The 14,626-nt window shown below is 75.1% G+C and carries 13 protein-coding genes; 12 read left to right on the top strand and 1 reads right to left on the bottom strand.

Annotated features, from left to right (window positions below; genetic code table 11):
* Positions 1-76: 76 nt before the first annotated feature.
* The 3 genes from A0J59_RS22575 (at position 77) to A0J59_RS18850 (ending at position 4,544) form a co-directional block, all read left to right on the top strand.
* A complete protein-coding gene (locus A0J59_RS22575; protein ID WP_156533186.1) occupies positions 77-2,056 on the top strand; it encodes an acyltransferase family protein in 1,980 nt (659 codons plus the stop codon).
* A 209-nt stretch (positions 2,057-2,265) separates the two neighbouring features.
* Entirely contained in the window at positions 2,266-3,306 is a 1,041-nt protein-coding gene (locus A0J59_RS18855; RefSeq protein ID WP_064317114.1) for a hypothetical protein, read from the top strand.
* A 119-nt stretch (positions 3,307-3,425) separates the two neighbouring features.
* A complete protein-coding gene (locus tag A0J59_RS18850; protein ID WP_064317113.1) occupies positions 3,426-4,544 on the top strand; it encodes a hypothetical protein in 1,119 nt (372 codons plus the stop codon).
* Positions 4,545-4,628: 84 nt separating this feature from the next.
* On the opposite strand, the gene A0J59_RS18845 is transcribed toward A0J59_RS18850, so the two are convergent.
* A complete protein-coding gene (locus tag A0J59_RS18845; RefSeq protein ID WP_064317112.1) occupies positions 4,629-5,492 on the bottom strand; it encodes a DUF3097 domain-containing protein in 864 nt (287 codons plus the stop codon).
* 164 nt (positions 5,493-5,656) lie between these two features.
* On the opposite strand from A0J59_RS18845, the gene A0J59_RS18840 reads away from it, so the two are divergent.
* The 9 genes from A0J59_RS18840 (at position 5,657) to era (ending at position 14,611) form a co-directional block, all read left to right on the top strand.
* On the top strand, positions 5,657-7,120 hold the full coding sequence (locus tag A0J59_RS18840) for an MFS transporter (protein ID WP_047232990.1): 1,464 nt from the start codon (positions 5,657-5,659) through the stop codon (positions 7,118-7,120).
* Positions 7,121-7,199: 79 nt separating this feature from the next.
* Entirely contained in the window at positions 7,200-8,216 is a 1,017-nt protein-coding gene (gene hrcA / locus A0J59_RS18835) for a heat-inducible transcriptional repressor HrcA (protein WP_047233038.1), read from the top strand.
* Positions 8,217-8,349: 133 nt separating this feature from the next.
* Positions 8,350-9,471, top strand: a complete 1,122-nt coding sequence (gene dnaJ / locus A0J59_RS18830) for a molecular chaperone DnaJ (protein ID WP_047232991.1) — start codon at positions 8,350-8,352, stop codon at positions 9,469-9,471.
* A 13-nt stretch (positions 9,472-9,484) separates the two neighbouring features.
* Positions 9,485-10,297 (top strand): 16S rRNA (uracil(1498)-N(3))-methyltransferase, encoded by an 813-nt coding sequence (locus tag A0J59_RS18825; RefSeq protein WP_064317111.1) that lies wholly within the window; start codon positions 9,485-9,487, stop codon positions 10,295-10,297.
* On the top strand, positions 10,294-10,656 hold the full coding sequence (locus A0J59_RS18820) for an HIT domain-containing protein (RefSeq protein ID WP_047232993.1): 363 nt from the start codon (positions 10,294-10,296) through the stop codon (positions 10,654-10,656). Before A0J59_RS18825 ends, A0J59_RS18820 begins: the two co-directional genes overlap by 4 nt.
* 121 nt (positions 10,657-10,777) lie before the next feature.
* Positions 10,778-11,881, top strand: coding sequence for a PhoH family protein (locus tag A0J59_RS18815; protein WP_082919189.1), 1,104 nt, complete (start codon positions 10,778-10,780; stop codon positions 11,879-11,881).
* Positions 11,878-12,330 (top strand): rRNA maturation RNase YbeY, encoded by a 453-nt coding sequence (ybeY, locus tag A0J59_RS18810; RefSeq protein WP_047232994.1) that lies wholly within the window; start codon positions 11,878-11,880, stop codon positions 12,328-12,330. Before A0J59_RS18815 ends, ybeY begins: the two co-directional genes overlap by 4 nt.
* Positions 12,327-13,664 carry a hemolysin family protein gene (locus A0J59_RS18805; protein ID WP_064317110.1) on the top strand — a complete coding sequence of 446 codons (1,338 nt, stop codon included), beginning with the start codon at positions 12,327-12,329 and terminating at the stop codon, positions 13,662-13,664. Before ybeY ends, A0J59_RS18805 begins: the two co-directional genes overlap by 4 nt.
* Positions 13,661-14,611 (top strand): GTPase Era, encoded by a 951-nt coding sequence (gene era / locus A0J59_RS18800; protein ID WP_047232996.1) that lies wholly within the window; start codon positions 13,661-13,663, stop codon positions 14,609-14,611. The genes A0J59_RS18805 and era overlap by 4 nt, the downstream gene beginning before the upstream one ends.
* The last annotated feature ends 15 nt before the right edge of the window (positions 14,612-14,626 follow it).

Genomic DNA, 14,626 nt, shown 5'->3' with positions numbered 1-14,626 from the left:
GCCTCGTGTCGTCGGGCACGTGCGAGCACCGTCATCGGGCCGCCGGCCGGGCCGACCGACCGTGCGCTACCGCCGGATGCCCGGGCTCGACGGGCTGCGGGCGCTCGCCGTGGTGGTCGTCGTCGCGTTCCACCTCGCCCCCGCCACCTTCCCGGGCGGGTACGTCGGGGTCGACGTCTTCTTCGTGCTCTCGGGCTTCCTCATCACGACGCTGCTCGTGCGCGAGCATCGCGACCGGCACCACGTGGGGCTGCGCGCCTTCTGGGCGCGCCGGGCGCGCCGCCTGCTCCCCGCGCTCGGGCTGGTCGTGGCGGTGTGCACGGCCGTCGCGGCGGTCGTCGGCGGCGACGTCCTCGTCGGCATCGGCCCCCAGCTCCTCGGCGCCGCGACGTTCACGAGCAACTGGGTCGACGTCGCGAGCGGCGCCACGTACTCGGGAGCCCTGCTCCCGCACCTCTTCGGCAACCTGTGGTCGCTCGCGGTCGAGGAGCAGTTCTACCTCCTGTGGCCGCTCGCCGTCGTGCTCCTGAGCGTCGTGCGGCCCCTGCGCCGTCGGGCGCCGTGGATCGTGGCCGGTCTGGGGCTGGCGTCCGCGGCCCTCATGGCGCTGCTCTACGCGCCCGGCGCCGACCCGACGCGCGTCTACGTCGGCACCGACACCCACCTCTTCGCGCTCATGGCCGGGGCGGCGCTCGCGTTCTGGCACGTGCGCCCCGTCCAGCGGCCCGACGGCGACGCCCGGTCCGGCGCCGACGCGCACGTCCTCCTGCCGGGCGGTCCGCGCGTGCGCACGCCACGCGGCCGGCTCGCCGTCCTCGCCGCCGGGGTGGCGGGCGCGGTCGTGCTCGGGGTCGCGGTCGCGACGATGCGCTGGGACGACGCCCTCGCCTACCGCGGCGGGCTGCTCGTGTGCGCCGTCGCCGCGACCGCGGTGCTCAACGCCGTCGTGTGCCTGCCCGGCCTCGGCACGCAGCTCGACCGCGGCCCGCTCGGCTGGGTCGGACGGCGGTCGTACGGGCTCTACCTGTGGCACTGGCCCGTGCTCGTGCTCGCCGCGTCCTCGCTCGGGACCGTGGTCGGGCCCGTGCCGCCGGGCACGGTGCACCCGGTGGTCGTCGTCGTGACGCTCGCCGTGACCGTCGTCGCGGCGGCGCTCTCCTACCGGTACGTCGAGCGCCCCGTCCTACGGCGCGGGCTGCGCGGCGCGGCGCGCGACCTCGCGCGTCGGCTCCAGCCGACGTCCGACGAGGCCGGGCCGCGCGTCCTCTCCCGCCGGGGCTGGGCGCTCGCGGCGTCGTGCGCGCTCGTCGTCGGCCTCTCCGCCGCCGGCGTCGTCACAGCGCCTGCCACGACGAGCGTGGAGCAGCAGATCGCGGCGGGGGAGCAGGCAGCGCAGGCGACGCAGGCCGCGTCGGACGCCCCGGCGGAGGCCGCTCCGGAGGCGGCCGCCCCGGAGGGGGAAGCACCGGCAGACGGAGCCGGGCCCGACCCGGCCGCCTCGCCCGCACCGGACCCCGAGCCCGGGGCCGACGAGGTGCCGGCGGCGCCGGTCGCCGCGCCGACGGGCGACCAGGTCACCGTCGTCGGCGACTCGGTGACGCTCGCGAGCGCGCCCGCGCTCCTGTCCGCGCTCCCGGGCGCCTACGTCGACGGCGCGGTCTCGCGCCAGGTCAAGGACGGGCCGGCGGCGCTCGCCGCCGCGCGCGGCGCGGGCGCGCTGCGGCCCTACGTCGTCGTCTCGCTCGGGACGAACAGCACCGCGAGCGCCGCGGCGATGGACGAGCTGCTCGCGGCGATCGGGCCCGACCACCGCGTCGTGCTCGTCACCGGGTACGCCGACCGGCCGTGGGTCCCGGGCACCAACGCCGAGATCGTCGCCGCCGCGGGCCGGCACCCCGGCGTGGTCGTCGCGGACTGGTCGGCCGCGGCGGCCGCGGACCCCTCCGTGCTCGGCCCGGACGGCGTGCACCCCACGGACGCCGGCGCGACGGCGTACACCGCGGTCGTCGTCGACGGCCTGACCCGCGCGGCGGCGCTGGGTTCCACGACCCGTTGATCCCTCCGCGGCCGTCGTGCCGCGCCCGCCCGGGGCGAGGCACCGGGTGACTTCTGCCGTGCGGGCCGGTCCGCCCGGCGTTTCCTCTCGCGCCGTCGTCGGAATCCCGACAAGGTGGAGCACGACCGCGAAATGTGCGATCGACACACGACGTCCACATCCGGCGCGGGGCGGCTCCGCCGTGGCCCGTCGACCGACCGAGGAGACCCATGAGCGAGAGCACCGCCGGCGGCCCGCCGCGCGACGAGAACGAGCCGCGGCTCCCCTCGGACGCCGCCCCGGCGTCCGAGAACCCGTACGCGGCGGCCGAGCCGTCGGTCCCGCCCCGGGAGCCCGCAGCGTCCGAGCCCGCCGCGCCGCAGCCGCGGCCCGCGCCCACGCGACCCGCGTCGCCGCCCCCGGCCGGGCCGCCGCCCGCACAGCCGTACGGTGCCCCGCCCGCAGGTGCGTACCCCCCGCCTGCGGGGCCGCCGCCCGGTCAGCCGTACGGCCAGCAGCCGCCGGGGCAGCCGCCGTACGGCGGGCAGCCCGGCTACCCGCCGCCGGCCGCGCCGTACGGGCAGCCGGGCTACCCGGGGCAGACGGTCCAGGTCCAGGACGCCTTCTCCTACGGCTGGGACAGGTTCACGCAGAACGTCGGCGTCATCCTCGGCGGCGTCCTCACGTACGTCGCCGTGCTCGCCGGCCTGTCGGTCGCGTTCTGGGCGATCCTCGTCGGGACGGCGCAGACGACCGTCGACCCGGTCACCGGCGAGGTCAGCACGGCGGGCGGGTTCGCGTTCGGGTTCGGCACGTTCCTGTTCGTCGCGATCTTCGTCGTGCTGGGCTTCCTCGTGCAGGCCGCGGTGGTCAACGTGTCGCTCCTGGTCACCCGGGGCAAGAAGCTCGAGTACGCGGACTTCTTCCGGTACCCGAACCTCGGCACCGTGATCCTCGCCGCCCTCCTCATCGGGCTCGCGACGGGCGTGCTGGCCATCACGATCGTGGGACCGATCGTGTTCGTCTTCTTCGCCCAGTTCACGCTGTTCTACGTGATCGACAAGAACCTCGGCGTCTTCGACGCGTTCAAGGCGAGCTTCACCGTCGTGAGCAGGAACCTCGGCACCGTCGTGCTGCTGTTCCTCGGCGTGTACCTCGCCCAGCTCGTCGGGACGCTCCTGTGCTACGTCGGTCTGCTCGTCGCGCTGCCCGTCGCCCAGATCGCGACGGCGTACGTGTACCGACGCCTGAACGCTGAGCAGCCCGTCTGAGGAGGGTGGGCGTCGCGGTGCTCGCCGCGCGCCCAGGCCTCTGAGCAGCCAGGATAGGACCGAGCACGTCGAGGACGCGTGCTGCCCGCAGCACGTGACGACGAGGAACGAGGTGCACCATGACGGACCCCACGAACCCGGGCGGTCAGCCGCCCCGCGACGACGAGCCGACGCCGACGGACGGTTCCGGCACCCCGCAGCAGCCCGCAGAGCCGCCCGCGGGTCCGGCCCCGGACCAGCCCGCGGGCCCACCACCCACGACCCCCGACGCTCCGCCGGCCTCGCCGTACGGACCGGGCGGGGCGACGCCGCAGGACCCGGCCGCGCCGCCGTCGGGTCCGCCGGCCTGGGGTGCGCCGCAAGACCCGGCCGCACCGCCGTCGGGCCCGCCCGCGTACGGCGCACCCGGAGCGTACGGCGCACCCGCGGGCGCGCCGGGCGACCCCACGGCCCCCGGACCGACCGCCCCGCCGCCGGGCGCCTACCCGCCGCCGTCCGGCGCCTACCCGCCTCCGCCGGGTTCCTACCCCCAGGCGGCGGGCGGCTACGGCGCCCAGCCCGGGTACACGGGACCCGCGTTCGCGGTGGGTGAGGCGATCTCCTACGGCTGGCGCAAGGTCACCTCGAACCTCGGGCCGTGGATCCTCGTCGCGCTCATCTTCATCGCCGTCAACGTGGCCTGGAGCTGGATCTCGGGCGGGTTCGACCAGTTCCAGGACCAGTACGACTTCACGGACACGAACTTCGCCGCCGTCAGCGGCATCACCTTCACGAGCATCCTGCTCGGGATCGTCGGCACCGTCATCGGCTACCTCATCACCGCGTTCTTCACGCGCGGCGCGCTCGACGAGGTGGACGGGCGCCGCCCGGACGTCGCGGCGTTCTTCCGCATCGGAAACGTCGTCAACGTGCTGCTCGCGGCGCTGATCGTCGGCATCCTGACGGGCATCGGCTTCGTGCTGTGCATCCTGCCGGGCTTCGCGGTGCTGCTCTTCTCGGCGTTCGTCTACTACGTCGCGCTCGACCAGGGCGTCGACGCGATCACGGCGATCCGGACGAGCTTCTCGCTCGTGGCCAAGAACTTCGGCCAGGTGTTCCTGCTGCTGCTCGCGCTCTTCGGCATCAACATCCTCGGCGCGATCCCCTGCGGCCTCGGCCTGTTCGTCACGATCCCGCTGAGCTACGTGGCCGTGGGCTTCGCCTACCGCCGCCTCACGGGGGGAGTGCCGGCCGCCTGACGGCCGGTCGTCGTCGCCCGTCCACCGCGCCCCGGTGCCGCTCGACGGTGCCGGGGCGCGGCGCGTCCGGACCCCGGGGCGAGGTCAGGGCGCCGTGACGAAGTCGATGAGCTCCTCGACGCGCCCGAGCAGGGACGGCTCGAGGTCGGCGTACGTGCGGACGGTGCCGAGGATGCGCTGCCACGCGCGGCCGACGTCCTCGGCGGTGTCCGCGGGCCAGCCGAGCTCGCGCAGGATGCCGCGCTTCCACTCCGTGCCCCGCTCGATCACGGGCCAGCGGTCGAGGCCGACGCGCGCAGGCTTCACGGCCTGCCACACGTCGACGTACGGGTGCCCGAGCACGAGCACGGTGCCCGCGGGGGAGCGGCGCAGGGCCTCGTCGGCGATCCGCCGCTCCTTGCTCCCGGGGACGAGGTGGTCCACGAGCACGCCCACGCGCCGCTGCGGCGTCGGTCCGAAGTCCGCGAGCGCCGCCGCGAGGTCGTCGACGCCGTGCAGGGGCTCGACGACGACGCCCTCGACGCGCAGGTCGTCGCCCCACACCTTCTCGACGAGCTCGGCGTCGTGCTTGCCCTCGACCCAGATGCGGCTGCCGCGGGCCACGCGCGCCCGCTGCCCGACGACGGCCCGCGAGCCGGACGCGGTGCGTGCCGGAGCCGCGGGGGCGCGGGACGTGACGGGCGCGGTGAGCTCGACCGGCTCGCCGTCGACCCAGAACCCGGGCCCGAGCGGGAACGTCCGCGTGCGGCCGGCGCGGTCCTCGAGCACGACGACGTGCATGCCGCCCGACTTCTCGACGCGGACGACGGCGCCGACCCACCCCGTCTGCACCTCCTCGACCACGAGCCCGCGCTCGGCGGGCTGCGGTCGGGACACCGGTCGCGCGCGGTGGTGGGCGGGGGCGGGCGTGCCGCCGAGGACGTCGGAGCCATAACGGTCGAAGGACACGCCGTCACCCTAGGTCAGCGCCGGACGCACCCCGCCGAGATCGGCCCGTGCGTCGCGACATCGACCTGCCGAGGGCCGATCTCGGACGCTCGGGCCGATCTCGGCGCGCTCCGGACCCGGCTCCCGACGCGCGCGGCCCCGGGGGCGGGTGGTACGACGGAGCGGTGAGCCCGCAGCGCGCCGAACCGGACCCGAACCGCTGGCGCGTGCTGCCCGTCTGCCTCGCGGTGGGCTTCGTCACGACGCTCGACGTCTCGATCGTCAACGTCGCCCTGCCGTCGATCGAGTCGTCTCTCGACGCGGGCCCCACGGAGCTCCAGCTCGTCGTCGCGGGCTACACGCTCGCGTTCGGGCTCGCCCTGGTTCCCGCCGGCCGCCTCGGTGACGCGGGCGCCCGGCGCTCGCTGTTCATCGCCGGGCTGGTGGGCTTCGCGCTCATGAGCCTCGCGTGCGGGCTCGCGCCGACCGACACGTGGCTGGGCGTCGCGCGACTGCTCCAGGGCGTGAGCGCGGGCATCCTCAACCCGCAGGTCGTCGGGCTCATCCAGCAGCAGTTCTCCGGGTTCGAGCGCGGCCGGGCGTTCGGCATGTTCGGCGCGACGATCGGCGTCTCGACGGCGCTCGGCCCGCTGCTCGGCGGGCTCATCATCGCGGCGGCCGGCTCCGCGGACGGCTGGCGCTGGGTGTTCCTCGTGAACCTCCCGGTCGTGGCCGTCCTGCTGCCGTTCGCGTGGCGGCTCGTGCCCGGGCCACCGCCCGCCGACGCGCGGACCAGAGGGGGCCCGCGTCGCCTCGACCTCGTCGGGCTGGCGCTCCTGGGCGCCGCGACGCTCGGCGTCATGATGCCGTTCGTCACGACCACGGGACAGGGCGACGACGCGTCGCGCTGGTGGTGGCTGGCCGCCGCGGCGGCGGCGGGACTCGCGGCCGTCGTCTGGGAACGCCGGTACCAGCGCCGCACGGGGGAGGCGGTGCTCGACCCGCAGGTGGTCGGGCTCGGGTCGTTCCGCAACGGGGCGCTGCTCGGACTCGCCTACTTCGCGGGCTTCACGGGGATCTTCCTCGTCGTCACGCTCTACCTCCAGGACGAGCTCGGGTACACGCCGCTCCAGGCGGGGCTCGTCGGGACGCCCTTCGCGGTGGCATCGGGGGTCTCCGCCTGGTTCTCGGGACGGTGGGTCGCGCGGTGGGGCCGCCAGCTCGTCGTGGGCGGCGTGCTGCTCGTCCTCGTCGGGGTGGTCGCGGCCGACGCCGTGGTGCGACTGCTCGGGGACGACCCCGGCGCCGTCGGGCCGGCGCTCGCGGGCGCGCTGCTGGTCGCCGGGGCGGGCAGCGGCACGGTCATCGCGCCGAACCAGACCCTCACCCTGTCCGAGGTCCCCGTGAGCCGTGCGGGAGTGGCGGGGAGCATGCTCCAGCTCGGCCAGCGCATCGGGTCCGCGGTCGGGATCTCGGTCGTGCTGTCCGTGTACTACGGCGGGCTGGCGAGCGGCGACACGGCGGCGCACGCGACGGGGCGCGCGCTGCTCGTGACGATCGTGCTCGTCGCGCTCGCGCTCGTCGTCGGGCTCGTGGACCTGCGTTCGCGACGAGCGGAGGACCGCGGGACGGGCCGCGCGGACGCGTAGGATTGGCACTCGGAGGTCGAGAGTGCCGACGCCCGCGCGCCCGCCCGGGGCGGCGACGGCGCGGCACACGGAGGTGGACGTGAGCGAGGAGCGCCGGCTCGAGGTGCTGCGGGCGATCGTCGAGGACTACGTCCTCACGCGCGAGCCCGTGGGGTCGCGCGTGCTCACCGAGCGGCACAGCCTCGGCGTCTCGCCCGCGACGATCCGCAACGACATGGCCGCCCTCGAGGACGCCGGGTTCATCGCGCAGCCGCACACGTCCGCGGGCCGCATCCCGACGGACAAGGGCTACCGCCTCTTCGTCGACCGGCTGTCGGGCGTGAAGCCGCTGTCGGCGCCGGAGAAGCGCGCGATCGAGACCTTCCTCTCCGAGGGGGTCGACCTCGACGACGTCATCGCCCGCGCCGGGCGCCTGCTCGCGCAGCTCACGGGCCAGGTCGCGGTCGTGCAGTACCCGTCCCTGAGCCGGTCCGGGCTGCGCCACCTCGAGCTCGTGCCCGTCGGGGAGTCGCGCCTGCTCGTCGTCATCATCACGGACACGGGCCGCGTCGAGCAGCGCACGCTCGAGGTCGCGAGCGTGCCCGACGAGGGCACGCTCGTGGAGGTCCGCGCGCGGCTCAACGCCGCCGCGGCCGGCAAGCGCCTCACCGACCTCGCGCCGGGGCTCGCCGCCGTGACGGAGAGCTTCCACCCCGACGACGCCCCGCTCGTGCGCGCCGTGGGCGACCTCGTCGCCCAGACGCTCGCGGAGGAGAGCGAGGAGCGCCTCGTGCTCGCCGGCACGGCGAACCTCGCCCGCGCGGGCATGCGGTTCGAGCACGCGCTGCGCCCGGTCCTCGAGGCGCTCGAGGAGCAGGTGGTCCTCCTCGGCCTGCTCACCGAGATGGCCGCGGAGTCCGGCGTGAGCGTCCGGATCGGGCACGAGACCCAGCTCGAGGGCCTCGTCGAGACCTCCGTCGTGACGACCGGTTACGGTAACGACGGTGACACGGTCGCCCTCGTCGGCTCGATCGGGCCGACGCGCATGGACTATCCCGGGACCATCGCGGCGGTGCGCGCCGTCGCGCGCTACCTGTCACGGGTGCTCGGCACGTGAGCCCCGCCGCGGCCTCCCCGCACGCGGCGGGCACCCTCGACGACCGGCCCCGTGCCGGTCTCACGACTCCCACCAGCCCCTTCACGACCGGCCCCGTGCCGGCCTCACGACCCGCACCAGCAGAGAGTGACGTGTGAGCGACTACTACGAGATCCTGGGCGTGGCGCGCGACGCCAGCCAGGACCAGATCAAGAAGGCGTACCGCAAGCTCGCGCGCGAGCTGCACCCGGACGTCGCGGGCGAGGAGGCGGGCGACCGCTTCAAGGACGTCGCGCGCGCGTACGAGGTGCTCTCCAACCCCGAGAAGCGCCAGCAGTACGACCTCGGCGTCGACCCGAGCGCGCCCGGCGGCGGCAGCGGCCCCATGGGCGGCGGGTTCGGCTTCCAGGACATCTTCGAGACGTTCTTCGGCGGCGGGCAGGCGCAGCAGGGCCCCATCCCGCGCGCCCGGCGCGGCCAGGACGCGCTCGTGCGGCTCGACATCGACCTGTCCGAGGCGACGTTCGGCGCGCAGCGAGAGCTCCAGGTGGACACCGCGGTCGTGTGCGGGACGTGCGGCGGCTCGTGCTGCCGCCCGGGCACCTCGCCGCGCACGTGCGAGGTCTGCCACGGCCGCGGCACGGTCCAGCGCGTCGCGCGCTCGTTCCTCGGCCAGGTCATGACGAGCGCCCCGTGCGCCGCGTGCCAGGGCTTCGGCACCGTCATCCCCGAGCCGTGCGCCGAGTGCTCCGGCGAGGGCCGCGTGCGCAGCCGCCGCAGCATCACCGTCAACGTCCCCGCGGGCGTCGACACCGGCACGCGCATCAAGCTCACCGCGCAGGGCGAGGTCGGCCCGGCCGGCGGCCCCGCGGGCGACCTCTACGTCGAGATCCGCGAGCGCAACCACGACACGTTCGTGCGCCGCGGCGACGACCTGCACTGCACGCTCCAGGTGCCCATGACCGCCGCCGCCCTCGGCACGGTCCTCGAGCTCGAGACGCTCGACGGCGCGCAGGAGATCGACCTGCGCCCGGGCACGCAGCCGGGCCAGATCGTCACGCTCAAGAACCTGGGCGTCGGGCACCTGCACGGCAGCGGCCGTGGCGACCTCAACGTGCACATCGAGGTCCAGGTGCCGCGCGAGCTCGACGAGGAGCAGGAGCAGCTCCTGCGCACGCTCGCGACGCTGCGCGGCGAGGAGCGGCCCGAGCCGCGCCTGTCCGCCGCGCACCCGGGCGTGTTCTCGCGTCTGCGCGACAAGCTCTCCGGGCGCTGAGAGGGGCGGGCGCGTGAGTGCTCCGGTGTTCCTCGCCGAGACCGGGCTCGACGCCGTCGCGCCCGGCGACCGCTACGTCCTCGACGGGGCGGAGGGTCGCCACGCGGGCGTCGTCCAGCGCCGCGGGACGGGCGAGCGGGTCGACGTCGTGGACGGGGACGGGCTGCGCCTGCGCTGCGTCGTCGAGCACGCCGACGCGGGCCGCGTGACCCTGCTCGTCCAGGAGGTCGACCGCGAGCCCGCGCCCGCCGTCGTCGTGACGCTGGTGCAGGCCCTGGCCAAGGGCGACCGCGACGAGATGGCGATCGAGGCGGCCACCGAGATCGGGGTCGACGTCGTGGTCCCCTGGCAGGCGGAGCGCTCCGTCGTCGTGTGGCGGGGCGAGCGCGCCGCGAAGTCCCGCGCCCGCTGGCTCGCGACAGTCCGCACCGCGACGAAGCAGGCGCGGCGCGCGCGCCTGCCGCACGTGGAGGTGGCCCTCGACTCGCGCGGCCTCGCCGCCCGGGCGGCCGACGTCGTCGCGCGCGGCGGGTGCGCGATCGTGCTGCACGAGGAGGCGGCGACGCCGCTCGCCGACGTCGTGCTGCCCGACGGCGCGACCGCGGACGGCGGCCCCGCGCCCGAGGTGCTGGTCGTCGTCGGCCCGGAGGGCGGGATCTCCGACCGCGAGGTCGCCGACCTCACCGCGGCCGGCGCGGTCGCGGCCCGGCTGGGGCCGCACGTGCTGCGCACGTCGACCGCGGGACCCGTCGCCGTCGCGCTGCTCGCCGAGCGCCTCGGCCGCTGGGGCGTGGGGGCCGGGCCTGGACTAGCCTCGGGGTCATGACGAGCACCGACGCACGCACGGACCCGGACTGCCTCTTCTGCCGCATCGTCGCGGGCGAGCTCCCCGCCGACGTCGTGGCGACGAGCGAGCGCTCGATCGCCTTCCGGGACATCGACCCGCAGGCCCCCGTGCACGTGCTCGTCGTGCCGCGCGACCACCACGGCGACATCGCCCAGCTCGCGGCCGCCGACCCGGAGCTGCTGAGCGACGTCGTCGCGCTCGCCGACGAGGTCGCGGGCGACCAGGCCGACGGCCAGTTCCGCCTCATCTTCAACTCCGGCCCGCGCGCCGGGCAGAGCGTGTTCCACGTGCACGGGCACGTCATCGCGGGCGCCGAGCTCGGGTGGACGCCCGCCTGAGCCCTGCGCGAAAGGACGTGTGGGGCCCGGGCGCGCTCGGTACGATGGAGGCGATCTGCGGGGCCGTGGCGGCCCCGGCCCTACCGTCCGACCGAAGGAGCGCAGCGGCGCAAGCCGGCTCATGACCTCTCCGTCCCGAGAACCCGACCCCCAGCCGCACCGGGTCGAGCACCGCATCGTCATCCCGAACCACGTGCCGATGGTGGCGCTCCTCGGCAGCCGCGACTCCGTGCTCCGGGCCGTCGAGGAGGGGTTCGGCTCGGTCGACGTCCACGTGCGCGGCAACGAGATCGCGGTCTCCGGCCCTCCGGGGGACGTCGCGCTCGCCTCGCGCCTGCTCGACGAGCTCGTCGAGGTCGTCGAGGCCGGCACGCAGCTCACCGCCGACGTCGTCTCGCGCTCCATCGCGATGCTCACGGCCGCGACGGCGTCGCGCCCGGCCGAGGTGCTGACGCTCAACATCCTGTCGAGCCGCGGGCGCACGATCCGGCCCAAGACCGTCGGGCAGAAGCGCTACGTCGAGGCGATCGACGCGAGCACCATCACGTTCGGCATCGGACCCGCGGGCACCGGCAAGACGTACCTCGCGATGGCCAAGGCCGTCCAGGCGCTCCAGTCCAAGCAGGTCAACCGGATCATCCTCACGCGCCCGGCGGTCGAGGCGGGGGAGCGGCTCGGGTTCCTGCCCGGCTCGCTCACGGAGAAGATCGACCCGTACCTGCGCCCGCTGTACGACGCGCTGCACGACATGATCGACCCCGACTCGATCCCCAAGCTGATCGAGGCGGGCACGATCGAGGTCGCGCCGCTGGCGTTCATGCGCGGCCGCAGCCTCAACGACTCGTTCATCATCCTCGACGAGGCGCAGAACACGACGACCGAGCAGATGAAGATGTTCCTCACGCGCCTCGGGTTCGGGTCGCGCATGGTCATCACGGGCGACGCGACGCAGGTCGACCTGCCGGGCGGCACCCAGTCCGGGCTGCGCGTGATCGAGGACGTCCTCACGGGCGTGGACGACGTCGAGTTCTGCCGCCTCACGTCGTCCGACGTCGTGCGCCACCGACTGGTGAGCGAGATCATCGACGCGTACGCGCGGTGGGACCTCGCGTCCGGGACCGGCGCCGGGGCGCGACAGGGGACGGGCGGCGGACCGCGCCGCCGCGACGACGAGCGCCGCGGACGCCCCGCGGCCAGGGACCGACGGACGAGGGACGACGCGTGAGCATCGAGGTCAACAACGAGACCGAGGCCGAGGTCGACGAGGCCGAGTTCGCGGCGCTCGCGCGCTACGTGCTCGACGCGATGCGCGTGCACCCGCAGAGCGAGCTGTCGATCCTCTTCGTCGACACCGACGTCATGACCGAGCTGCACGTGCGCTGGATGGACGAGCCCGGCCCGACGGACGTGCTCTCCTTCCCCATGGACGAGCTGCGGCCGGGCCGCGACGGCGAGACGTCCGGCCCCGGCCAGCTCGGCGACGTCGTGCTGTGCCCCGAGGTCGCCGCGCAGCAGGCGGTCACCGCGGGTCACTCGACCGCGGAGGAGATGCTGCTGCTCACGACGCACGGCATCCTGCACCTGCTCGGCTACGACCACGCCGAGCCGGAGGAGGAGAAGGAGATGTTCGCGCTCCAGCGCAAGCTGCTCCTGACCTTCCTCGCCGGCCGGTGAGCGGCGAACCCGTCGCGCTCCTGGCGGTCCTGACCGTCCTCACGGTCGTGCTCGCCGCGGCGCTGAGCGCCGGGGAGGCGGCGGTGCTGCGCGTGACGCGCGCGGCGGTGAGCGAGGCCGCGCTCGGCGACGACCTGACGACGCCGCCGCGTCCCTCGGGGCGTCGCGCGCTCGTCCTGCTCGCGGACCCGGCCGCGACCGCCCGCTCCGTCGGCTTCGTGCGCGTCGTCGCCGAGGTCGCCGCGATCACGTGCCTCACGCTGCTCGTCGCCGCGTGGCTCGAGCCGTGGTGGCAGGTCCTGCTCGTCGCGCTCGCGGTGAGCGTCGTCGTCGGGCTCCTCGTCGTGCGCGTCAGCCCCCGGTCGCTGGGCCGCCGGCACGCCGTCCGTACCCTGCTCGCGCTCTCGGGCCTCCTCACGGGGATCGTCGCCGCGACCCGCTGGCTCACCCGCCTCGCGCCCGCGCCCGACTCGGGGGCGCACGAGCGCGAGCTCCAGGACATGGTGGACCGCGTGAACGAGTCCGAGGTCATCGAGGACGAGGAGCGCGAGCTCATCCGCTCGGTGTTCGAGCTGGGCAGCACGCTCACGCGCGAGGTCATGGTCCCCCGCACGGACATGGTCACGACCTCGCGGGACACGCCGCTGCGCAAGACGCTGTCGCTGTTCCTGCGCTCCGGGTTCTCCCGCATCCCCGTGACGGGGACGTCCGCGGACGACCTCGTCGGCGTCGCCTACTTCAAGGACGTCGTGCGCGTCCTCCAGGGTGGTCCGGGCACGGACGCGCGACCCGTGGGTGACGTCGCACGCGCCGCGATCTTCGTGCCCGAGTCCAAGCCCGTGGACGACCTGCTGCGCGAGATGCAGGCGTCGTCGTCGCACATCGCGATGGTCGTCGACGAGTACGGCGGCATCGCAGGGCTCGTGACCATCGAGGACGCGCTCGAGGAGATCGTCGGCGAGCTGACGGACGAGCACGACCGGCCCGAGCCCGAGGTCGAGGACCTCGGCGAGGGCGTGCTGCGCGTCCCCGCCCGGCTCGGCGTGGACGAGCTCGGCGAGCTCTTCGGGCTCGACCTGGACGACGACGACGTGGACACCGTCGGCGGCCTGCTCGCCAAGACCCTCGGCAAGGTCCCGCTGCCCGGCTCCGTGGCCGACGTCCACGGCCTGCGGATCGAGGCCGACCGGGTCGAGGGCCGGCGCAAGCAGCTCGCGACCGTCCTCGTCTCCCACACCGCTCCACCGTCCGCCGTGCCGCCCGCGGCGCCCCACGAGCCGGAGACCCCGGCCGACACCCGACCCTCCCTCCCGACCGTGAAGGACACCCCGTGAGCACGACCACCCCTGAGCACCGCTCCGGATTCGCCTGCCTGGTCGGGCGGCCCAACGCCGGCAAGTCGACCCTGACCAACGCCCTCGTGGGCCAGAAGGTCGCCATCACGTCCGGACGGCCGCAGACGACGCGCCACACGATCCGCGGGATCGTGCACCGGCCCGACGCGCAGCTCGTGCTCGTCGACACGCCGGGCCTGCACCGGCCCCGCACGCTGCTCGGCGAGCGTCTCAACGACCTCGTGCGCGAGACGCTGACCGAGGTCGACGTCATCGCGTTCTGCCTGCCCGCCGACCAGAAGATCGGCCCGGGCGACCGCTTCATCGCGAACGAGCTCGCCGAGCTGATGCGCGGGCGCCGCGGCACGCCCGTGGTCGCCGTCGTGACGAAGGCCGACCTCGTGGACCGCGGCACGCTCGCCGCGCACCTGCTCGCCGTGGACCGGCTGGGGGAGGTCGCGGGCGGCTGGGCGGACATCGTGCCGGTCTCGGCGCAGGACGGCTACCAGGTGGACGTCCTCACCGACGTCCTGGTCTCGCACCTCCCCGAGGGGCCGGAGCTCTACCCGGGCGGCGAGCTCACCGACGAGCCCGAGGCCGTGATGGTCGCGGAGCTCGTGCGCGAGGCCGCGCTCGAGGGCGTGCGCGACGAGCTGCCGCACTCACTCGCCGTCCAGGTCGAGGAGATCGTGCCCCGCGAGGGCAGCGGCGACGAGGCCAGCGGGCGCCCGCCCCTGCTCGACGTGCGGGTCAACCTCTTCGTCGAGCGCGACTCGCAGAAGGCGATCGTCATCGGCCGGGGCGGTTCGCGGCTGCGCGAGGTCGGCACGCGCGCCCGCCACGGCATCGAGGCGCTCCTCGGGACCCGCGTCTACCTCGACCTGCACGTCAAGGTCGCCAAGGACTGGCAGCGCGACCCCAAGCAGCTCCACCGTCTCGGGTTCTGACGCGTCCGACGACCC

Origin of the sequence: Cellulosimicrobium sp. I38E, from assembly GCF_001647255.1 — a bacterium.
GTDB lineage: Bacteria > Actinomycetota > Actinomycetes > Actinomycetales > Cellulomonadaceae > Cellulosimicrobium > Cellulosimicrobium cellulans_E.
The sequence above is the reverse complement of the archived record's forward strand: the minus strand, read 5'-3'. Positions and strand labels throughout refer to the sequence as shown.